Origin of the sequence: Streptococcus sp. 27098_8_109 (assembly GCF_041432295.1) — a bacterium.
In the GTDB taxonomy this organism is placed as follows: domain Bacteria; phylum Bacillota; class Bacilli; order Lactobacillales; family Streptococcaceae; genus Streptococcus.
The window spans coordinates 44,480-66,804 of the sequence record NZ_JAPVZJ010000002.1 but is presented as its reverse complement, the minus strand read 5'-3'; the positions used below and the strand labels follow the sequence as shown (position 1 = coordinate 66,804).

General features: G+C 34.2%; 20 protein-coding genes. All 20 read left to right on the top strand.

Going from position 1 to position 22,325, the window contains the following annotated elements; genetic code table 11:
- Nucleotides 1–5 precede the first annotated feature (5 nt).
- The 20 genes from O3664_RS01285 (at nt 6) to O3664_RS01190 (ending at nt 22,302) form a co-directional block, all read left to right on the top strand.
- Nucleotides 6–980, top strand: coding sequence for a nucleoid-associated protein (locus tag O3664_RS01285; protein ID WP_227325383.1), 975 nt, complete (start codon nt 6–8; stop codon nt 978–980).
- A complete protein-coding gene (pmp23, locus tag O3664_RS01280) occupies nt 980–1,594 on the top strand; it encodes a cell wall hydrolase Pmp23 (RefSeq protein ID WP_033681808.1) in 615 nt (204 codons plus the stop codon). The genes O3664_RS01285 and pmp23 overlap by 1 nt, the downstream gene beginning before the upstream one ends.
- 85 nt (nt 1,595–1,679) lie before the next feature.
- Nucleotides 1,680–2,654 (top strand): DUF1002 domain-containing protein, encoded by a 975-nt coding sequence (locus O3664_RS01275; RefSeq protein ID WP_371613515.1) that lies wholly within the window; start codon nt 1,680–1,682, stop codon nt 2,652–2,654.
- Nucleotides 2,655–2,727: 73 nt separating this feature from the next.
- Entirely contained in the window at nt 2,728–4,089 is a 1,362-nt protein-coding gene (gene rlmD, locus O3664_RS01270; protein WP_371613514.1) for a 23S rRNA (uracil(1939)-C(5))-methyltransferase RlmD, read from the top strand.
- Nucleotides 4,090–4,413: 324 nt separating this feature from the next.
- On the top strand, nt 4,414–5,484 hold the full coding sequence (locus O3664_RS01265) for a hypothetical protein (protein WP_261061622.1): 1,071 nt from the start codon (nt 4,414–4,416) through the stop codon (nt 5,482–5,484).
- 23 nt (nt 5,485–5,507) lie between these two features.
- Nucleotides 5,508–6,677, top strand: a complete 1,170-nt coding sequence (locus O3664_RS01260; RefSeq protein WP_261120015.1) for a hypothetical protein — start codon at nt 5,508–5,510, stop codon at nt 6,675–6,677.
- A 140-nt stretch (nt 6,678–6,817) separates the two neighbouring features.
- Complete coding sequence (locus O3664_RS01255; RefSeq protein ID WP_261120013.1) at nt 6,818–8,557, top strand: type I restriction-modification system subunit M; 1,740 nt, start codon at nt 6,818–6,820, stop codon at nt 8,555–8,557.
- A 1-nt stretch (nt 8,558) separates the two neighbouring features.
- The gene (locus O3664_RS01250; protein ID WP_371613513.1) at nt 8,559–9,758 is read left to right on the top strand and encodes a restriction endonuclease subunit S; all 1,200 of its coding nucleotides are present in this window, start codon (nt 8,559–8,561) and stop codon (nt 9,756–9,758) included.
- A gap of 12 nt (nt 9,759–9,770) precedes the next feature.
- On the top strand, nt 9,771–13,007 hold the full coding sequence (locus O3664_RS01245) for a type I restriction endonuclease subunit R (protein WP_261120011.1): 3,237 nt from the start codon (nt 9,771–9,773) through the stop codon (nt 13,005–13,007).
- Between the two features lie 12 nt (nt 13,008–13,019).
- Nucleotides 13,020–14,363, top strand: a complete 1,344-nt coding sequence (locus O3664_RS01240; protein ID WP_261120010.1) for a hypothetical protein — start codon at nt 13,020–13,022, stop codon at nt 14,361–14,363.
- Between the two features lie 92 nt (nt 14,364–14,455).
- Nucleotides 14,456–15,574 (top strand): Abi family protein, encoded by a 1,119-nt coding sequence (locus O3664_RS01235; RefSeq protein WP_260467392.1) that lies wholly within the window; start codon nt 14,456–14,458, stop codon nt 15,572–15,574.
- Between the two features lie 476 nt (nt 15,575–16,050).
- Nucleotides 16,051–16,668, top strand: a complete 618-nt coding sequence (locus O3664_RS01230; RefSeq protein WP_000573124.1) for an SAP domain-containing protein — start codon at nt 16,051–16,053, stop codon at nt 16,666–16,668.
- 40 nt (nt 16,669–16,708) lie between these two features.
- Nucleotides 16,709–17,542 carry an ADP-ribosylglycohydrolase family protein gene (locus tag O3664_RS01225; protein ID WP_371613512.1) on the top strand — a complete coding sequence of 278 codons (834 nt, stop codon included), beginning with the start codon at nt 16,709–16,711 and terminating at the stop codon, nt 17,540–17,542.
- Nucleotides 17,543–17,571: 29 nt separating this feature from the next.
- Nucleotides 17,572–17,961, top strand: a complete 390-nt coding sequence (locus O3664_RS01220; RefSeq protein WP_084946485.1) for a hypothetical protein — start codon at nt 17,572–17,574, stop codon at nt 17,959–17,961.
- 236 nt (nt 17,962–18,197) lie between these two features.
- The gene (locus O3664_RS01215; RefSeq protein ID WP_084946486.1) at nt 18,198–18,872 is read left to right on the top strand and encodes a hypothetical protein; all 675 of its coding nucleotides are present in this window, start codon (nt 18,198–18,200) and stop codon (nt 18,870–18,872) included.
- A gap of 144 nt (nt 18,873–19,016) precedes the next feature.
- Complete coding sequence (locus tag O3664_RS01210) at nt 19,017–19,673, top strand: DUF443 family protein (RefSeq protein WP_084946487.1); 657 nt, start codon at nt 19,017–19,019, stop codon at nt 19,671–19,673.
- A gap of 48 nt (nt 19,674–19,721) precedes the next feature.
- Nucleotides 19,722–20,378 (top strand): DUF443 family protein, encoded by a 657-nt coding sequence (locus O3664_RS01205; RefSeq protein ID WP_084946488.1) that lies wholly within the window; start codon nt 19,722–19,724, stop codon nt 20,376–20,378.
- 60 nt (nt 20,379–20,438) lie between these two features.
- The gene (locus O3664_RS01200) at nt 20,439–21,104 is read left to right on the top strand and encodes a hypothetical protein (RefSeq protein ID WP_084946489.1); all 666 of its coding nucleotides are present in this window, start codon (nt 20,439–20,441) and stop codon (nt 21,102–21,104) included.
- 49 nt (nt 21,105–21,153) lie between these two features.
- A complete protein-coding gene (locus O3664_RS01195; protein ID WP_004254397.1) occupies nt 21,154–21,804 on the top strand; it encodes a DUF443 family protein in 651 nt (216 codons plus the stop codon).
- Nucleotides 21,805–22,098: 294 nt separating this feature from the next.
- Nucleotides 22,099–22,302, top strand: coding sequence for a hypothetical protein (locus O3664_RS01190; RefSeq protein ID WP_004254399.1), 204 nt, complete (start codon nt 22,099–22,101; stop codon nt 22,300–22,302).
- Nucleotides 22,303–22,325 lie beyond the last annotated feature (23 nt).

Below are 22,325 nucleotides of genomic sequence, written 5' to 3'. Positions count from 1 at the left end.
CTTTTATGGACATTTATATTAAGAAAGCTATTATCCATCAGTTCAGTTCGGATGATACCGAGCTGTTTCTAGCGGATAAGTTTCTCAATATCACTCCAAAAATCGAAGAATACCTGCGTAAAAAAATTGAACGTGTGTATTCAGATGAAGCAAAGACTGGGATTTTCGAAGAAGAAAATCCCTTCTTCAATCACATCACAGACGATTTGTTGGAGACATCAGTAACACTGGCTAATCTCTGGAAAGAGGAGTTCAGCATTTCAGAAAATCTCAAGACCAATGACTTGATTTTTGTGCAATTTTCTAAAGAAGATGTAGAACATTTCGCTTTCTTGAGAATTGCCCTGAGGGAGACCTTGACCCACCTTGGTGGAGAAGTTGATAATCCAATCAAGCTAACTCAGAATAACTTGCCTGGATTTGGAACGGGTGCCGACGAAGCCTTGGTGGTTAATCTTCAGAGTCGCAAGTACCACCTGATCGAGAAACGAATCAAGTACAATGGAACTTTTTTGAACTACTTTTCAGACAATCTTCTTGCTGTCGCTCCTAAGATTTCACCCAAGAAATCCATCAAGGAACTAGAAAAAACAGCCCAGAGAATTGCTGAATCTTTTAACACAGATGATTTTCAATTTCAATCCAAGGTCAAATCAGCGATTTTCAACAACCTAGAAGAAAGCAATGAATTGTCACCTGAAAAATTGGCTAATGACCTTTTTGATAACAACCTGACGGCTCGTTTGAGCTTTATTGATCAAGTTAAAGAAGCTGTCCCAGAACCTGTTCAATTTGATGAAATTGATGCCAGTCGTCAGCTTAAAAAATTTGAAAACCAAAAACTTTCCTTGTCAAACGGAATTGAGCTCATCGTTCCTAATAACGTCTATCAAGATGCTGAGTCTGTTGAGTTTATCCAAAATGATAATGGAACCTACTCTATCTTAATCAAAAATATCGAGGATATTCAAAGTAAATAATGTTTAAACGAATTCGAAGAGTGCTTGTACTAGCAGTCTTCCTTTTTGCTGGATATAAAGCTTACCGCATTCACCAAGATGTCAAGCAAGTCATGACCTATCAACCCATGGTGCGAGAAATCTTGAGTGAAAAAGACACCCCAGCAAACGAAGAGCTTGTGCTCGCTATGATTTATACCGAAACAAAAGGAAAAGAAGGCGATGTTATGCAGTCTAGTGAGTCTGCAAGTGGTTCCACCAACACCATCAATGATAATGCCTCTAGCATTCGGCAAGGCGTTCAAACTCTGACAGACAATCTCTATCTGGCTCAGAAGAAGGGTGTAGATGTCTGGACGGCTGTTCAAGCCTATAATTTCGGTCCTGCCTATATCGATTATATCGCCCAAAATGGCAAGGAAAACACCTTGGCTCTGGCCAAACAGTACTCTCGTGAGACTGTTGCTCCCTTGCTTGGCAATACCACTGGAAAGACTTATAGTTATATTCATCCCATTTCCATTTTTCATGGAGCCGAACTCTATGTAAATGGAGGAAACTATTATTATTCTAGACAGGTGCAACTCAACCTTTACATCATCAAATGTTTCACTCTCTTTTCGACATCTGGCTAGTCCAGGTGTTTTTATTATAAGTTTTGTTATAAGTTTTCTTTAAGATAGATATATTACCCTAGAAAGGTAAAGGAGGAAAATCCCTATGAGAAAGAAACTCTTTCTGACCAGTGCTGCGGTTTTGTGGGCAGTAACAGCTATGAATAGCGTCCATGCAGCAACAGATGTTCAAAAAGTCATTGACGAAACCTATGTTCAACCTGAATATGTCCTAGGTTCATCCCTATCTGAAGACCAAAAAAATCAAACCCTAAAGAAACTTGGCTACAATGCCTCAACAGATACCAAAGAACTCAAAACCATGACACCTGATGTCTATTCTAAGATTATGAATGTGGCCAATGACTCTAGTTTACAGTTGTATTCATCAGCCAAGATTCAAAAACTAGGTGACAAATCACCACTTGAGGTCAAGATTGAAACACCAGAAAACATTACTAAGGTAACGCAGGATATGTACCGCAATGCGGCCGTAACTTTGGGTGTCGAGCACGCCAAAATCACTGTAGCAGCACCCATTCCAGTTACAGGTGAGAGTGCCTTAGCAGGGATTTACTATTCACTTGAAGCTAATGGAGCCAAGGTGCCACAAGCCAATAAAGACTTGGCTCAAGAAGAGCTGAAGGCTTTGTCAGATATCAATGCTGAAAACAAGGACAAATCAGGCTATGATGCTAATAAATTAAATGTTGCCCTAGCTGATATCAAGTCAGGACTCGCCAAAGCTAAAGAAAGTAAGGGAAATCTGACAGAGGAAGATGTCCGCAAAATCGTTGAAGATACCTTAAAAAATTACAAACTTGATCAGGTTATAACAGGAAACCAGATCAATATCATCGTCAATTTTGCTTTGAATCTCTCAAAGAGTGATATCCTCAGCAATGCAGACTTCACTAAAACCCTGAATGACCTGAAACAAAGCATCGTATCACAAGCTGGCGACAGTTTTAAAAATATCAACCTTAACTTTGATGCTGATAAGGCACTAGAGGACGGTGGGAACTTCTTAAGCTCCCTCTGGCAAGCCATTGTCAACTTCTTCAAGAGTTTTGGTTCTTAAGAAATTTCATGGTATAATAGATGGTAACCGTAACGTTGCCGTCTTTTTTGTCGGCCAATAGAAAGAGAAGAGAATGTTAAAGAAAAATGATATTGTAGAAGTTGAAATTGTTGACTTGACCCATGAAGGGGCAGGAGTTGCCAAGGTAGATGGTTTGGTCTTTTTTGTAGAGAATGCTTTACCGAGTGAAAAAATTCTCATGCGTGTCCTTAAAGTCAATAAAAAGATTGGTTTTGGGAAGGTTGAAGAACACCTTGTCCAATCACCACATCGTAATCAAGATCTAGATTTGGCTTACCTGCGTTCAGGAATCGCGGATTTGGGGCATCTTGCCTATCCAGAACAGCTCAAGTTTAAAACCAAGCAAGTTAAGGACAGTCTTTACAAGATTGCAGGAATTGCTAATGTAGAGGTTGCTGAAACGCTTGGTATGGATAATCCAATTAAGTATCGTAATAAGGCGCAGGTGCCTGTTCGTCGTGTTAATGGTGTCTTGGAAACAGGATTTTTCCGTAAGAATTCCCATGACCTCATGCCTCTAGAAGATTTCTTTATCCAAGATTCTGTGATTGATGAGGTAGTAGTAGCTCTACGTGACTTGCTCCGTCGTTACGACCTGAAACCTTATGATGAAAAGGAACAAGCTGGCTTGATTCGAAATCTTGTGGTGCGTCGTGGGCATTACTCAGGACAAATCATGGTTATTTTGGTAACAACTCGTCCGAAGATTTTCCGTGTGGAGCAATTGATTGAACAAATCATCAAGCAGTTCCCAGAGATTGTGTCTGTCATGCAAAATATCAACGACCAGAACACCAATGCGGTTTTTGGTAAGGAATGGCGCACACTTTATGGACAAGACTTTATCACTGACCAGATGTTGGGAAATGACTACCAAATCGCTGGACCAGCATTTTACCAAGTCAATACTGAAATGGCTGAAAAACTTTATCAAACAGCCATTGACTTTGCTGAATTAAAAGAAGATGATGTGGTCATTGATGCCTATTCTGGTATCGGGACGATTGGTCTTTCTGTTGCGAAACATGTCAAAGAAGTTTATGGTGTAGAGCTTATTCCAGAAGCAGTTGAGAATAGCAAGAAGAATGCCCAACTGAACAATATTTCAAACGCCCACTATGTCTGTGACACAGCTGAAAATGCTATGAAAAATTGGCTTAAAGAAGGGATTCAGCCAAGTCTTATCCTAGTGGACCCACCAAGAAAAGGACTCACAGAAAGCTTTATCAAAGCAAGCGCTCAAACAGGAGCAGACCGCATCGCTTATATCTCATGTAATGTCGCAACGATGGCGCGTGATATCCAACTCTACCAAGAATTGGGCTATGAATTGAAGAAAGTTCAGCCAGTGGATTTATTTCCGCAAACGCATCATGTTGAAGCGGTATCACTGCTTGTACGAGTTGATACTTAAGCGAAGTAGAAACAGAATAGTAGTTTATATTTTTACAGAAAACCTAGTAACTTTATAGTAAACATTACGATCTTACAGGAGTCAATAACTTTTTACAATATTACTTCAGTAAACAATTAAAATTCTTAGTTTTTAGTATAAAATGTTTTTTTTATGGACTAATTATGTGCTAGATAATGGACAGAATAATTAGCACATAGAAAGAGAAAAATTGACAGATGGACTAAGGTAGAATTGTCAGTAACTGTGACCGAATGGTTAAGGTCTTTTTCTAGTTTTAGTGGTATAATAAACAATATGAATAAGCTGTTTTGGGAGGACGAAATGACTGATAGTATTAAAGTGAAGAAAGTTGAAATAGACTCTAAAAAAATTCCCTTAGACAGCTCAACAAACGACTCTGAGAAGATAAAATTGGGACAAAATACTACATCTATTTCTGTTTTGGCTGATACCTTTAGTAACTTTCAAGCAACTGTAAATGCTAACATTATTTCAGAATTAATTGCAACTTCAAATGTATTAAATTCAGCTAAGTTAGTAAATTTTGCTAATTTGACGACTCCTTTAGTAAGTCTGCCTTCATTAATTCAAGTTGAAAAAAGCGCTATTAATGTCATGTCAGAAGTGGTTGCGTTGTACAATAAAACGTTATCAAGTACACACTTGCAAGCAATTCAAAACATAGCAGATTCTGCAAAAAATTTAATTGCTAGCTATCAAATTGATTATTCAAAGATTTTTAGTGGCATCAATGAACTTTTAAAATCACTGCCTTCGATTTATACAAAAGAAGAAATTGAGCAGATTATTTCTCGAGTTCAACTGCTGGCAGAAAATGGGTGGGTTATTTATTTTCGTGATAGAAATGTTTATCAACGTTTACTTGCTGAGGAATGGAATACCTTGGAGGACGAATGGATAGAGCTGCTTAGGGATAAACTAAAAAATGAGGATTTTATTATTGACTTACAAAATTCGCCGTGTTATTCAGCTCCTCTTGTAAAATCAATGGTTGATTGCTACTTTAATCGAAACTTTTATGCAGCATACACTTTGGGAAGTTTGGCAATCGATGGTGCACTAAATAGAATTTCAGAAATGACTTCATTAGAGAAAAAAATACCAGTAGGTCACCGAGCGATTAAGGAAATTGATAATATATTTATTGATAAGTCGTTTAGCGATGTAGGACTGATGCACTGGCTTTATAGTTTCTTCAAAGATACTAATAGATTTACACTTGATGAACCAAATCGACATATGATTAGTCATGGTCGGTGGGAGAAAGAAATCGAAGAACAAGAGTTTTTGAAGCTATTTAATGCAATGTTGTATATTTGTGATGAGTATGATTATTGGGCAGAAGTTATTCGTTATGAACAAGACAACTGAGTATTTTTTGAGGTTAAACGCTTATGCTTGAAATATATCCTTTTATTCAGGAGCTAATTAATTGTGGAACGACCATACAGAAAATGGAAGTTTTCAATAGATGGAACCTTCATGAGTGTAGAGTTTTTCTATTTGATGAAGAAAAGTCAAATTTTGGTAATATAGGCAAATTGTTTAGCTATGGAAAGTTTAATCTGATTGGTTTGGGAGATTACCAAAAAATTTGGGTTATTGATAAAAATACTGTGAATGCTAAGGATAATTTCTTACCTGTTGCCAGAATTATCAATTACGACCTAAACATTTTTACCTACATACATGATTTATATAGAGGAAGAAATGTCCCAGATAAGGAGAATTTAATTAGATTTTTACACGAGATTAAATCGTTGCGTCTAACAAATAATATTCCAACTGCTTTAATGGAAAGATATACCACCCCAATAAATCGTGAATTATTAGCTAAAATGATTGAAAGTTATGTTTATTTTGATAGCATTAATTTTGAATTATTTCAATCTAATGTGCCTCAGACTCTAAAACCAGATAAATATATTTGGATGAAAGAAATCTGGGAAGATGCAGAATACTACCTAAGCAATGATGAGGTGATACAACATTATGAGGCAGTGTGTTGCTATATATTGAAAGCATTCATTTTGAAAAATACCAAAAATCTTTCTACAAAAGCTAAAGTGGCTGAGTTTAAACGCTATTGTATTGAGGATTTATGCGTATTTTTAGAATTGGAAATGACTTTATTAATACTTTTTTTGAAAAATGATAGTGCGGTTCAAGAAATATTTAAAAAGTTGCAGTTAAAGGCTGATAAGTTAATTAATAAAATACATAATACAGCATGGGATATTTTTCATATAAGACTATTGGAGCAAAGTACTTTATTAAATTGTATTGAAAACCCAGATGTGATTTATCTCCACTATTTTGCAACTGCGGATTCTGGGTTGGCCGAGGTATTACGAGCTAATCCAATTAAAATGCTGGTTTATTATAATAAAATAATTATACCTATACGTCGGTATGATGCAAAAGATTTTTTCACTCAAGATGAGTTAGATTTTTATACTACTGAAGAAAGAATTAGATTACGTACAGAGAAAGTTCAGAGTATTGATTTCTGTTCTATAAAGCAGAGATTGAGCAGTGAGTTAGGGGATTTACTTACTAAATAAATTTTAATAGTTCCATTCCATAGTATAACTCCAACAGGAAAATACATAGCTTTAGATAAATTAGAGAGTATCTGCTTACTGCTGAACTGTACTTCTATCCTAATGATGTACTGGAATTTATGAAGGTGGAAAAATAGAAAATGAAAGATACAGAACTGAAAAAATTAAAAGATAAACTATGGCATTCTGCCGATGTTCTTCGTGCGAGTGCGCATTTAGCTGCAAATAAATATGGTCAGCCTATTCTTGGGCTTATCTTCCTTAGATATGCAGATATTTTATACAAACAACATAAGGAAGCTATTGAGGAAGAGTCTAATCGTCTTAAAGGTGGACGTATGGAAAAATCCATGAAAGAAATCTCAATAGAAAAATGCGGATTCTATCTTCCTGAGTGTGCGTATTATGACTTTATCAATGATGCACCGGACGATGCAAACAAAGCTATTCTTGTAAAGGAAGCTATGGAAGCCATTGAGAATGAAAATCATAGAATGGAGGGAGTGCTTCCTAAAGAAGTATATGCGCAGCTAGTGCCGGAAGAGGAACCAGAGCTTCTTTCTAACATCGTACGTATTTTTAAGGATATTCCTGAAAATAGCACCATTGACATCTTTGGTGAAATTTATGAATACTTCTTAGGAAAATTCGCACTTGCGGAAGGTAAGGATGGTGGGACATTCTATACACCTGCAACAGTTGTAAGATATATGGTTGAAGTATTAGATCCTCAGCCCGGTGAAAAGAAGTTCCTAGATCCAGCATGTGGTTCAGGAGGGATGTTTGTTCAGGCTGCAAGGTATATGCATAATCACAATGCTAGCGAGAGTGAACAGATGAAGTTCCGTTGCTATGGTGTTGAAAAGGAACCTGATACAGTAAAACTGGCAATGATGAATCTTCTTCTGAATAATATTCGTGGTGATATTACACAAGCTAACTCATTCTATTCAGATCCATATAATGCATTTGGGAAGTTTGACTATGTAATGGCAAATCCCCCGTTTAATGTTGATGAGGTTGTGGTTGAGAAAGTATCTGACGATATCCGCTTCAATACTTATGGTGTACCAAGAAATAAAAGTAAATCAACTAAGAAAAAATCTGATAAAAAAGAAACAGTACCAAACGCTAACTACTTGTGGATTGGCTACTTTGCCACTGCGCTAAACACACATGGTAAGGCAGGGCTTGTTATGGCAAATTCTGCTTCGGACGCTTCCGGTTCAGAATTTGAAATTAGAAAGAAAATGATCGAAGAAGGTATCATTTCACAGATGGTGACTCTTCCTTCTAATATGTTTTCATCAGTTACACTTCCAGCAACCCTTTGGTTTTTTGATAAGCAGAAACCAAATACTGATAAGAAAAATGAAATCTTATTTATCGATGCTAGAAATGTATTTACTCAGATTGACCGTGCTCATAGAAAGTTCTCAGATGAGCAGATTAAGAACCTTGGCGTAATAACAAAACTATATCACGGTGATACACAAGCTCTTGTCGACTTGCTTGATGAATATCAAACAGAACTTGCAAATGCTCCAGAATCTTCTGATGATAAAGAAGTTCTAACTAAAGATTACTGGCAATCACAGATCGATTGGTTAACAGAAAGATTTCCAGATGGTGTATATGCAGATGTTATTGGTCTTTGTAAGGTGGCACCGCTGGATGGTGAAGACGGAATCATTGATCAAGACTATTCTCTCAATGCAGGACGTTATGTAGGTGTAGTTATAGAAGACGACGGCTTAACCAAGGAAGAGTTTAAAGAAGAGATGCTTTCCCTTAATTCTGAATTTACTTCTTTAAGTGCTGAAGCAAAGAAACTTGAAAAACTCATTGCAAATAATCTGAAAGAATTGTTGGGTGAATGAGATGGAAATGCAATATATTAAAATTGGTGATTTGTGTAATGTTTCGTCTAGTAAGAGAGTATTCGCCAGACAATATGTTGATAACGGAATTCCTTTTCATAGGCAAAAAGAGGTAATCGATAAGAAAAATGGTAACACGATAGAAGAGCCAATCTATATTTCTGAGTCAGACTATAACATCTTTAAAGCTAAATTTGGAGTACCAGCTAATGGTGATCTATTAATTACAGCTGTTGGTGCTACATTAGGTATACCTTATTTTGTAGGAAATGAACAGTTTTACTTTAAAGATGGAAACCTTATATGGTTAAGTAATTTCAAAGAGAAATTAAATTCTAAATTTCTTTACTATTGGATTGATTCTTCGTTTGGGACACAAACACTGTGGAATAGAACTATTGGATCTGCTCAACCTGCCTTAACGATAGATTCTATAAAAAAATTATCTATTCCTGTTCCATCAAAGGCTGTTCAGGATAAGATTTCAACTACTCTAACAACTTTTGATCAAATTATTGAAAACAACAATAAGCGAATCAAACTTTTAGAGCAAATGGCAGAGAATCTTTATAAGGAATGGTTTGTAAGATTTCGCTTTCCAGGATATGAGGATGTGGAATTTGAGGAAAAGAAACCTAGAGGCTGGCAAGTTGTCACAGAAGATAAAAAACACTTTACAGCTACTATCTTCAAATATGATGAATTTAAAAATATTGGAAGCTTTTTAAGAGGAAAAAATATTACTGCAGCGAAGATGGTTGAAGGTGATATTCCTGTAATTTCAGCAGGGTTACAACCTTCTGGATACCATAACGAAGCGAATGTATTTGGTGAAAGCCTTACAATCAGTGCCTCGGGTGCTAATGCAGGATATCTTCAATATCATTTGCAGGATATTTGGGCTGCAGATTGTTCCTACTATCAGGACGATGCAATAATTTGGTTTGTATATAATACGCTTAAATTTTTACAACCAGTTATTATTAATTTGCAATGCGGAGCTGCACAACCCCATGTTTATCCTAAAAACATCAATAAGCTCTGTGTTTTAATTCCAACTGAAGAATTGATTTATAAATATAATGATTTTGTTAAGCCGTATTATGATGAAATCAAAATACTTAATCAGCGCAATCAATCACTTACAAAACAAAGAGATATGCTTTTACCGCGCCTAATGAGTGGTAAACTTGAAGTGTAAGGGGGTGTTCCTATGCGTAATTTTATATCTGAAGACGATATAGAACGGGCGATACTTGCAAAATTAAAAACAGAACCATTTAACTATGATATCCTCATTTGTGATGCTGATCCCAGTAAGAGAGATGATTTGAATGATGGTACAGGAAGAGCTTCAAAGAAAGAATGTGTTCTTCCTGATGTTATGCTTTCTTCTCTCAAGCGTATCAATCCTACTATCTCTGAAGATAAAATCAAGGAGATAGTAAAAAACTTGAGGCAGGATTACACAGGTAAGGATATTGTTGATACTAACTATAAAATATATAGACAAATCCGCAATAATATAAAAATCACAGTTCGCAAAGACAACAAAGAAGACTTTGATTTTGTTAAGCTTATCGATTTCGAGCATCCGGAGAACAACACTTTCACAGCAGTTTCTCAGATGTGGATCCGAGGTAAGGTTTATTATCGCAGACCGGATATCCTTATCTTCATCAATGGAATGCCGATTGTGTTCATTGAACTGAAGAATAGCATCGTTAAAATTGAAGAAGCCTATAATAAGAATTTAAAGGATTATTTACGAGATGTTCCAAATCTATTTGCATTCAATCAAATTTGTGTTCTCTCAAATGGATTAGAAACAAAACTTGGCGCCTTCAATGCGACCTATGACTATTTTTTTGAATGGCTTAAAGTTGATAGTGAAAAAGAAGTACTGGATCGAGAAGCAATTCTTTCGGCAGAAAATATAAAAGACAGTTCTGTAAGATATTTTGTTGATGGTCTATTAAACAAGGATAAATTGATTGATTATATCGAAAATTTTATTCTCTTTGAGAATCAACAAATAAAAATTATCGCTAAAAACCATCAGTATTTAGGTGTAAATAATCTGATGGAATCAGTAAAAAACAGAAAAGAATTGAATGGTAAACTGGGTGTCTTCTGGCATACACAAGGTTCGGGTAAGTCCTACTCTATGGTTATGTTTGCCCGTAAGGTTAAACGCAAAGTGGCCGGTAATTTTTCATTCCTTATTATCACAGACCGTGAAGATTTGGATACGCAGATTCATAAGAATTTTGTCCGCACAGAAGTTATTGTTTCTAAAGAAGAGTGTCAACCAAAAAACAGCAAGCAACTGCGAGAATTTTTAACTACTAACAAAGCATTTATTTTCACACTAATTCATAAGTTTAGATACGATAAGACGAAGAAGTATCCTGTTCTTTCTACTCGTGATGATATCATTGTTCTAGTTGACGAGGCCCATAGAACACAGTACAAAGATTTAGCAGAGAATATGAGAACAGCACTTCCTAATGCTAATTTTGTTGCGTTTACAGGAACGCCACTTCTCGGTGCTAAGCGTCTTACTAATCAATGGTTTGGTGAGTATGTTTCAGAGTATAACTTTGCACAATCTGTCGAGGATGGTTCTACTGTACCATTGTTCTATTCCAGACGAGTTCCGGAAGTAGGTCTTGAAAATAATTTCCTTGATGATGATGTTGTAGATATTATCGAAGAAGAAAATCTTAACGACGACGAAATCCGTCTGTTAGAAAATGCATCCTCTCGTATTTTAGAAGTTATTAAACGTGATGACAGACTGGATAAGGTTGCGCAGGATATTGCATACCACTTTCCAAGACGGGGATTTCTTGGGAAGGGACTGGTTGTGTCAGTTGACAAATATACAGCTGTCAAAATGTATGACAAAGTGCAACATTACTGGGCTATTGAAAAGCAGAAGTTTACGAAACAGCGAAATTCTGCCACTACAAAGGAAGAACGAGATCGGCTTACGCAAATTCTTACTTATATGAATAAGGTGGAAATGGCAGTGGTTATTTCTGAAGAGAATGATGAAGATGCCAAGTTTGCTAAACAAGGATTGAAAATATCGGAGCATCGTGCAAAGATGAAAGAAATCACACCTGATGGGAGAGATATCGAGGATAGATTCAAGAGTCCAGATGATCCTCTGCGATTAGTGTTTGTGTGTGCCATGTGGCTAACAGGATTTGATGTGAAAAACCTTTCTACGCTCTATCTTGACAAGCCGATGAAGGGGCATACGTTGATGCAAGCAATAGCTCGTGCTAACAGAGTTTATCCAGGAAAACCTGCTGGAATTATCGTTGATTATGTGAATGTTTTTAAATATATGAAGAAAGCGTTAACAGAATATGCCACGGGTAATGACGGAACAGAATTTCCTGCAAAAGATATAGATCAGCTAATCGGATACATTGATGGTACAATTCATGAGGCAGATTCTTTCTTGCTTTCTTTAGATGTTTCACTAGAAAAAATCATTGCAGATTCCAATACTCTGGATAAACTGGATGCTTTAAGAATAGCTTATGACGCTATTATCGCTAAAGATGATGCTAAAGAGAAATTCAAGGTTATACTGAACACCTTAACAAATCTCTACGAAGCATCAAAACCAGAAATCTTTGAAAGAAATTGGACTAATGATAAATTTGCACCACTCGTCTATTTACACGGATTGTTTTACCATACTATTGATGATGAAAAAGTAGCTCGTGCCAGACAAAAAATGAATCAAATTCTAGACGGTAGTGTAATTGCAAGTCAGGATTTCGTTAATTATGTTCGGGAGAAAGAAGCTCAGTACATGATTAAAGGGACAAAGGCCATAGATTTATCTAAAGTAGATATTGAGCAGCTAAGACAAGAAATAAAATTGGCTGAGTATAAAGCTATTGAAATTGATGATTTGAAGGAATATATAGAGCAAGCGCTAGAACAAATGCTTAAGAGAAATTGCACTAGAACGAAATTCTCTGAACGATTCAAACGCATTATTGATTCCTATAATGCAGGCGGTACTGAAAATGAAGATTATTACGAGCAACTTGTGAAACTCCTTGAAGAACTACGTCAAGAGGACAATCGTGCCAATACAGAAGGTCTTACTGAAGAAGAATTGGAAATTTACGATTTATTGGTTGCTGGAAAGAAATTGACACAGGTTGAGGAACAAAAAGTAAAACTCTCTGCAAAAAATCTGTTTAAGAAATTGATGGATAATCGTAGTAATCTTCTTGTTGTAGATTGGTACAAAGACGAACAGCCGCGTGCCAAACTTAAATATGAAGTTGAATTATCATTAAATCAGGATCTTCCTGAGAGTTATGACAAAGCAGCATTTGATTCTAAGGTAACCTTACTCATCAATCATTTTGTCGACATGGCAGTACAAGGGTATGGATGGATTGGTCTTGCGTAAGGAGGTTAAATCATGCTTTTTGATGAAAGAGATTTGAGAGTATTTGACAATGCTGATTCAAGAGGTTATTTTGAGGAAATTCTACAGTCCTATTATAGTAAGAATTACAGAGCTTCTGTAGTATTGCTTTATTCATTCGTAATCTTTGATTTATACAATAAATTACAAACAATGGCTTTTGAAGGAGATTACAAAGCAACAAGAAAATTGTCAGAAATAAACCAGATGATTCAGGATGATGAAAAGTACTCAAAGGTAGAAAATGAAATAATCCAATTTTTTAAAGATAATTGTGCGCTATATTTTGATAGATTTACAGAAGATATAGATTATCTGAAAAACTGTAGAAATAAATGTGCACATTTAAAGGTTAATGATAATTCTTTGTTTCTTCCAAGTGATTATCATGCTAGAATGCTAATCTGTTCCATGTATGATAATATCTTATCGGTAAAAGCACCGTTTATTATGGATTTGTTTTCATTCGTTGAAAACGATGTGGAAGCTTATAGCCAGAAAATATTATCTGTTCCAGAAAATAGTATTGATGAATCAATTATTACTAATATTAAGAATAAATATTTAGAAAGAATGACGTATGACTCGTTAAAGAAGTCGTACAAAACATTTATACGATTATTACTTGTTTCAGAAGATGAACATTGTGAAAAAAACACAACTGGATTGTATATGTTTGCGTATGCAATAACTGACTATTTAATTCGAAAAGGGTACTCAAATGTTTTCAAGGATGATGGTGTATTAAATGTTTTTTCTAAACTTCAAATAGAAAAGTTAAAAGCTAGTAATTTGAAAAGAAATGCATTAGTGGGATTAATTACGACATTTCCGTCTGTTATGGATCTGCTTAGATCTTTTGAAGATGTGTTTTCCTATATATCCGAACATGTATTGTTGGAACCTCGCGGTTTATGTTACTATCGCTCATTTTATCCAAGAGAAAAACAGACGATATATGAGTATTTCAAAGAACATGATGAACTACACAGTCCACTCTTAATTAGGAATTTATATGATACTCTAAAAGAGGATAACAGTTTTGATCTGGTAGAATTCACTGAACTTATGGCTAAATCTATACCTCCATATATGGGGTATTATGATGCAGATTGTTTTATGGATTTTTTTATTGAAAATATAAAATCGTTTGATTTAGAGCAGATAAAGAATATACGTAATATTTATCAATCAGAACCTCAGTGTACGAATCGTAGAAATCATTCATCTGAAGATTCAAAAGTTAAAGAGTATATCGACAAACTAGAAAATCCGGATCTATTGGATGGTACAGAAACAGTACCGGATGCGGAGCTTAACGAAGATTTCCCATCATAAAAAAATGACCACACTTGAGCAGTTCAGAAACCATTGTTGTTATAGAGTTTTTCTGGTATAATAATAGATACTATATATACGGGAGTTTGTCAGTGGGCATTAAAACATCTCAATCGAGAAACGATATTGAAAGCATCCTTCGAAAAAGAGGTTTAAAATTTACTAAGCACGATTTGGATAAGGCCTTGCTTAATAACAATTATTTTAATTTGTTTAACGGTCTAGAGTCCTTACTTTTACCAGATAAAAATATTAAGCTTTATAATGGAGAGAGTATTGAAGATTTTTTAGCCGTGTATAAATTCGACAAAAATCTATCTAGTCAAATTTTTAATCTTGTAATTTCTTTAGAAGATAAATTGAAAAATTCAATTGCTTATTATTTTTCTCAAAAACATTGCCGTACGACTGATACTACTATGGAATACCTTAATCCTCAAAAGTATATCGATCCAATTACTAGACCTAATTATCCATTTCAGAATTATCAGAATCAATCAATCTATAGACACTTTAGTCAGTTTAATCTATTTGGACAAGGTTTTTTAACAAAACTTGTTAAATTTAACGACCACATTGATGCTAATTTTTATAGAGATACTTCATATGGTTTAACATATTCAGCAAGAAATACACACCCTTATTATCGGAGTTATAATAGCCAAAATAGGAGTTACTCAAATCCAGACTATAATGTTGCAGTACCTTTTTGGGTAAGTATAGAAACCTTAGATTTTGGAACAATTTTACGATTGCTCCATTATCTTGAAGATGATGTGCTGGATAGTGTAATGAAAGATTTTGGGATTGGAATTCGTCATAGAGCAGAATTTTTGAATATGTTAGATTTTATTAAAGAACTACGAAATCATTGTGCTCATGGCTTATTGATTTCTCGTTTTAGAACTCCGAAATATATGAAAATAAATGGGAATTTGATACATGTTTTTAATTTAACTCCTGTTTATCATAATACTTCAAATTCCTCTACGCCAGCGTCGGTAATAAAATTATTTGATGTGTTGAAAATCTTGAGTTTCTTTGTTGACACTAAACCAATTTACAAACAACTGCAGAAAATTATTTACCGTAATAATAAAAGATTCAAAGGGAACTATGATTTAAATGAAAGACTTCTAGAAAGAATGGGAGAGACTCAGTTATCTGTTTGGAAAAATTATCTTTATAAGAAAGTGAATTTTCAATTTTAGTTGTTGACATCAACAAACTGATATTGTATAATGTAATACATAAGAAAAGCTTTATAAGCATTTGGAGAAACGGTATCTCCATCGATAGAAGACCCTGGCATTTGTCAGGGTTTTCTTGGTTGAGTGACTTTTAGTTCGTTACGCTCTGTATGGGCATTATGATAATCTGATTTCGTTCAATAATATTATTGCAAAGTTAAGCAGCTTCATTTCGTTCTATAGTATGTGTAGGCACTGTCAGCACATGTTGAGGCGGTATCACTGCTTATACGAGCTGAGGCATCAGCGAAGTTGAAGTAGATGCTTCGCACATGGGATAGGACTTGTAGAATGAGGAGGGATATCGACGAAATGATACTGTAAGTCCGAATCGCTGAGTGTGTGATTGTGATCTGGTGTCCTAAGTATGAAAAATGGCAAACAGTAAAGTACTCTTTTAAGGTGAAAACCTAAACTGGTTTTAAGGAGGTGTTATATTGATAGAGAGCAGACCTGAGTTTGATAAAATCGTATCATTTGATGAGTTTAATAAATATTATTGGTATCGTGATGAACTTTCACAACTATGTAAGTCATTAGGATTAGAATATAGAGGTACTAAACAAGAACTCAATCATATTATTGAGCAGTACTTTCAGGGGAATTTTATTAAAAAATCATCAATAAAAAATAAAAAGAAACGAGTAGAAGTCGTTACCTTGGACACACCCTTGCTTGAATGTGGATTCTCCTTTAATGCACACTTTAGAGAATATTTCTCAACTTTAACAGATGTTTCGCCATTTAAATTTACTGCTGATATGGCTACAGCTTGGAGAAAAGTAAAAAGAGAAAATGATTTGAGTTTTACAATCCAAGATATGCTAAAAGTCTATTATGGAAATTCAGATTATGCCAAGTATGATCATTCGGTTTGTCAATGGAATCAATTTTTAAAGGATTTCTGTGTAGACGAAAATAGTCGTAACTACTCAAACAAGTTAAAAGTAGCTTCTATTCTTTGGAAAGAAGTTAGAAATTCAAAAGCTGAAAAAATTTATTCAAAAAATCTTTTGACTGAATATGCTGATAAAATAAAAGAGTATGGGAAGTAGAAAAATCAGTCTAAACCAATAGTTCACGAGGAGGAATCTTATGCTAGGAGCAATTATTGGAGACATTGTAGGTTCTGTTTACGAATGGAACAATATCAAAACGAAGGACTTTCCTTTATTCCGGAAGGACTGCTTTTTTACAGATGACACGGTTATGACCTGTGCTGTTGCAGAAGCGATTATGAATGGTGGACAAAAAGACGACTTCATTGACGCGATGAAGAAATATGGCAGAATGTATCCGGATGCTGATTATGGTGCTCGGTTTAATGCATGGCTAAACAGCGATAACCGTGAGCCTTATAATAGCTTTGGGAATGGATCAGCTATGCGTGTTTCTCCATGTGCTTGGGTCATGGACTGTGATGTCTATGAGAGAACTGGTACGTGGCCATCATCTAGAAGACTTGCGAGTCTTTCTGCAGAGGTAACCCATAATCATCCCGAAGGTATAAAAGGCGCTATGGCTACAGCTGATGCTATCTTTCTGTGTCGTTTTTACTTTGGTGGTTATTGTAGAGAATACGAGCAACCAATTAATGACAATCCTACAGAGTGTAAAATACGGATTAAGGATTATATAGAGAAGACATACGGCTACAATCTATCTCAAACTTTAGATGAAATCCGCCCTAACTATCGTTTTAACGAAACATGTCAAGAAACTGTCCCTCAAGCCATTATTGCCTTTCTTGAGAGTAGAGACTTCGAAGATGCGATAAGAAATGCCATCTCACTTGCTGCAATAACTGGCAGCATAGCAGAGGCAGCATATGGTATTCCGGATTGGATCAAGGAACAGGCCTATTCCTATCTAGACAACCCGTTAAAGGAAGTCATTGAACGATTGGAGTTTTACATAGCAGGAAAATGATGGTTTAGTTAAGTGGAAAGGTGGCACCGATGGAATTACTTGATAAGTATAAAAAAGAAAAAGTTATAGACGTTATCACTAATATTTTAAAGGCTATTCACCTAAAAAAATATGAAGACATTATGAATTATGTCGATGAGTCAGAGATTGACGATTTAAACGAATTCTTTTATTATATTGAAAAGTCTTTAGAATTGAATGATTTTGACACGATTGATGAGTATGGTGTGGAATGTCATTTCAATCCGCCTTATGAGTATTCCCAATTGGAGATTTATGATTATGATGACCAGACTGGCTTTGCTGTTGATTATGATTTGACTTCAAATTCTGAATTAGTAGATATGGTGTTGCAAGTAGAGTTTCTATATACCGATAATGGCTATACAGTAAGATTTCTTAATGTCGATCCTGGTTAGGAGAAGTTTAATAAGCAATATCCTTAATACACTATTTATACAGGCATTTAAGATTTTCTTGAATGTCTTTTTTTTTGCAAGAGTAAGGTTAAACCTTTTAAAACTATTAAGTTTTTCTATCAATATCTTGAATGTCTTTAAATGAAATTTATGAATGAATCTAAATGGTAATAGAAAGTCATTTTCAGTATTTTCATGCTATAATATTCTTAGACTTTGTATTTTTGGAGAAATAAATGACAAAATATAAGCATTTATTATGGATTGCTGGCTTGGTAATCATTCTGGTATCACTGTTTTCATTGAATGGATGTAGTTTTTGGGGTGAAACCATTCCCAAAAACAGAACAAAGGAACAATATGAATTTGAGAAAACGTTTGAGCCTATATTTAAATTTTTAGAACAAGACAAGAAAGACTTTACTGAAGTAAAGTCATACACTAGTGATGTTTATATGAAAAATCAATCTGAAGTCAAAAAGTACGAAGTGGACTTAGATATTAATCAAGCTGACATTAAAGGTAATTACACAATAACACTTGGCGAGGATAACGAAACTGTTCCGGTTACATATTCTAATGGGAAGTTAAATTATGGGTCAGATATAAATCCTTTATTTGATGAGGAAATTCTAAATTTAATGGTTTCAAGAGATTATTTCGCTTCCTTAGATGTGGAAAAAACATTTAAGAGCGCAGAAACTGAATTGAGTGATATTATTTACCAACCAGAAAATCAATCAGAGTTATATAAAAAAATAGTGGAAAAGTATAACCTTCCATCTGACACAAAACTTTCAGTCAGTCTTGGATATGCGTACTATGACAGATACGATATACTACTAAGTTTAGAATCTAAAGAAAAATTGGTTCAAATCAGTGCTGCAATTTATTTAGTGAAAGGAAAGTGAATTTATAAATTCGATTGAGAAAAGCAACCGTCGAGTTGAAATGTCAGCTGTTTTATCGAATGTTGTTTAGAATTTAAAATGTCACAATGTAAGGAATTCGAGAAGCTGAATAAGAATTTATTAAATTAGCTAGAAAGTGTTTGGGTGGTAATTTTGAAAATTAATTTTAGAGGATTGGATGTTGCTTATTTTGATGTGTTAGAGATGGGAGAGAAAAAGTACGTTCTCGATTCCAACTCCACGACACCAAAGAGTTATTACTGGGGATTTTCCCCTGAAAATATTGAAGTTGATTTGATAGAACTTGATAGTAAGAATAGAAATTTTGATAAAAAAATTAAGATGGGTCCTTCAGGAATGCGTATGGCATCTATTAGTTTAGGTCTTCTTTCGTATAGAGTAGTAACATCAATTTCTAGATATTATGATATTAGTCATAATCTATATTTAAAAGTATCTTTATTTCCTATATCTATTTTGGTAGCTTATATTGTCTATCAAAGTATTTTAATGAAATCGAGGAAGGAGATTTCAAGTCGTTTATCGAAGGAAAAGAAGAGATTTAAAATAGTCTTTCAGAATAATAAGAAAAAAAGACAATTCCATGCCTATCTATTTCTCATTTTACATACAATTGCTTTCTCTATTTATATGGGAGAAGATGATGGAACAGAAGCTGCAATTCTAGTCTTGAATGGTTTGTTGGCCTATCTATTTATTTGGATTGAATCCGGCGTTATTCCATTGACTTATGCTTATCAAAAGAAATACCTAGAATTTAAAGAGCTGAAAAAGCTATAATGTACTTATAACGAAATTCAGAAAGTATTTGGGTGGTAGGAGTAAAAGATGGAGATAAATTTTAAAAATTCTAATATTGGTTGCTATCAAATAGTTGAAATAGATGGGCATTCTCAGAAATATATTATGGATACTAGCACTCTGTCACCTAAGAGATACTGTTGGGGTTTATTACCCAAAAATATCACAGTTGATATGATAGAACTGGATAAGAAAAATGCTAGTTTTGAAACAAAATCAAAAACACTATTGGGAACTAGTACTATAGCTATAATGATCCAACCGATTGTAAAAATTGGATACGATATGTTAAAAAATTTATTTGTAAATTATGAGATAAGTCAACAAATATTCTTAAAGATAGTTTTATATTTTATTTCTATGTTGATTTCTTATTTTATTATTTGGAATTCTCTGCGAAAAGCTCATAAAATTGCAGCAGAACGGTTACCTAAGGAAAGTAAGAAAGTTAGATTAACACTTCGAACGACTAAAAGAAGAGAGTTAACAGGGTATATATTTCTTTTCCTAAACTTAGCATGCTTACTTTTCTTTTTAATGTTAAACGATAGTGAAGAGGGAGCAATTTTAGTAATTAATGGTATAATTTCATTAGCCTTATTCTTGAGCGTTTGGACGATGCCTCCAATAAGCTTTTCTTATAGAAATAAATTTTTGACAGTTGAAAAAATTGAAAAAATATAGAATAAACAATATCGTAAATAGTATTGATTCAGGTATTAAATCAATTCAGAAAGTGTTTGGGTGGTAATTTTGGAAATTAATTATAGAGAAACGAAGTATTTTTGTCATCAACTTGTAGAACTAAATGGGAAAAAATATATATTAGATGCAAGTTCAATGACTCCCAAGTTCTACTATTGGGGTGTTCCAACGGACGAATTAACGGTTGAGATGACAGAACTTAACAGAGAGGATATCAATTTTAGTACCCCGATTAATAAGTTTAAAGCTTCATATGTGGCAATCATGGTCCAACCTCTTATAGGCATTGTTTATTCTTTATTGAAAACTTTTTTTAAAGAGTACAATATTAGCCAACAGATAATTTTAAAATTAGTAGTATTTTGCGCATCTATACTATTCTCCTACTTCATTTTTTATTTTACAAGAGAGAAAGAACGTAAAAATGTTAAAGCTTTACTGCCTTCTTCTAGCAGAAGATATGAGATGATTTTTAAACCAGTATCTGCAAGAAAGCAAGTTTTTGATGCCTATATTTTTAGTGTCCCTATAATAGCTTGTTTGGCACTTTATTTGTCTATTAATGATGGAGGAGAAGGGCTTGTTCTCGTTATCAATAGCATTATCTCATTTTTTCTTCTATCATTTTTATTTGGAAAGATTCCCATTCTTTCCGCTTATAAGATTAGAAACGTCACATTTGAAGGAATTAGAGAAATTAAATAAGTCATTTGATTCAAGTATTAAATCAATTCAGAAAGTATTTGGGTGGTAAATGATTAATTTAAAGTTTAAGAATGCTAATACGATGGCGTATAGTATTGTAGAAATAGAAAATAAAAAGTATATTATGGATTTAGGTTCAATGAAAGGGAAAAGCTATTTTCTCGGATTGATGCCTAACTTAATCACTCTTGATATGATTGAGTTAACTCCCTCTGATGATAGTTTTGAAATTAAGTCTAAAACAAAGATAGGAACAACTACTATATCTATTATGGTACAACCATTTGTGGCTCTACTATATAGAGCTATAGAATCAGCTTTTATTAGTATGGGATTGAGTCAACAGATATTTATGAAGAGTATACTATTTGTCTTGTCTATGATTCTTGCATACTTAGGAGCTGTTTATTATGAAAAAAATTCTCGACGTAACGCATTATCAAGAATACCAGAGAAAAGCAAACGTTATAGAGTCAAGTTTAAACCAAATGGTAAAAGAAATCCTGTTTTATTGTTTGGCTTTTTATTGAATATTATTTGTTTTGGATTTTTTATGGGCATTAATGATGGTTCCGAAGGAGCAGTTTTAGTTATAAATGGATTGATATCAACATTTTTCTTTTTTATAGCTAGAATGCCGACAATTAGTTCTTCATGTAGGAACAAGGAATTGATCCCAGTTGAAATAGAAGGAATCTAATGTCATAATTTCGAAATAATAACATCTTTTTGTGAATCTAGAAAACAAGAGACATTATGTTTAAATCCAATAAATGGCTGTACTTTTTATTATCCATTCCTTTTCGCTTCTTTTTTAACATTTCTAAGCTATGGGAATTTTCTTCTTAACAACAACGGAAAATTTGTCCATGAAAATGAAAAGATTATCAAGAGTGCAATTATTACCTACCTGGAAGATGAGGAAAAACAATCAATAAATTCTATTAAACTTTTACCAAATACAGCTAGGGGAGGGTATGATAATGGTGGTGATGTGGGTGGAAGCTATCATATTCATTTTTCAGCCTATGTTAACGATAATCCTAAGCAGTCTTTAAAAGTGGAGTTGTATTTTACAGATGCAAGCATTTCACCTTTTACTTTGATTAAACCCGATCCCTTTAAAGACAAAAAGAAGAAGATGTCACGATGGTTTATAGGTGAGATTGAGATTTTAGATGATCCTGCTAGGGATTGATTAAGAGAGAAAGAAAAGTTTTA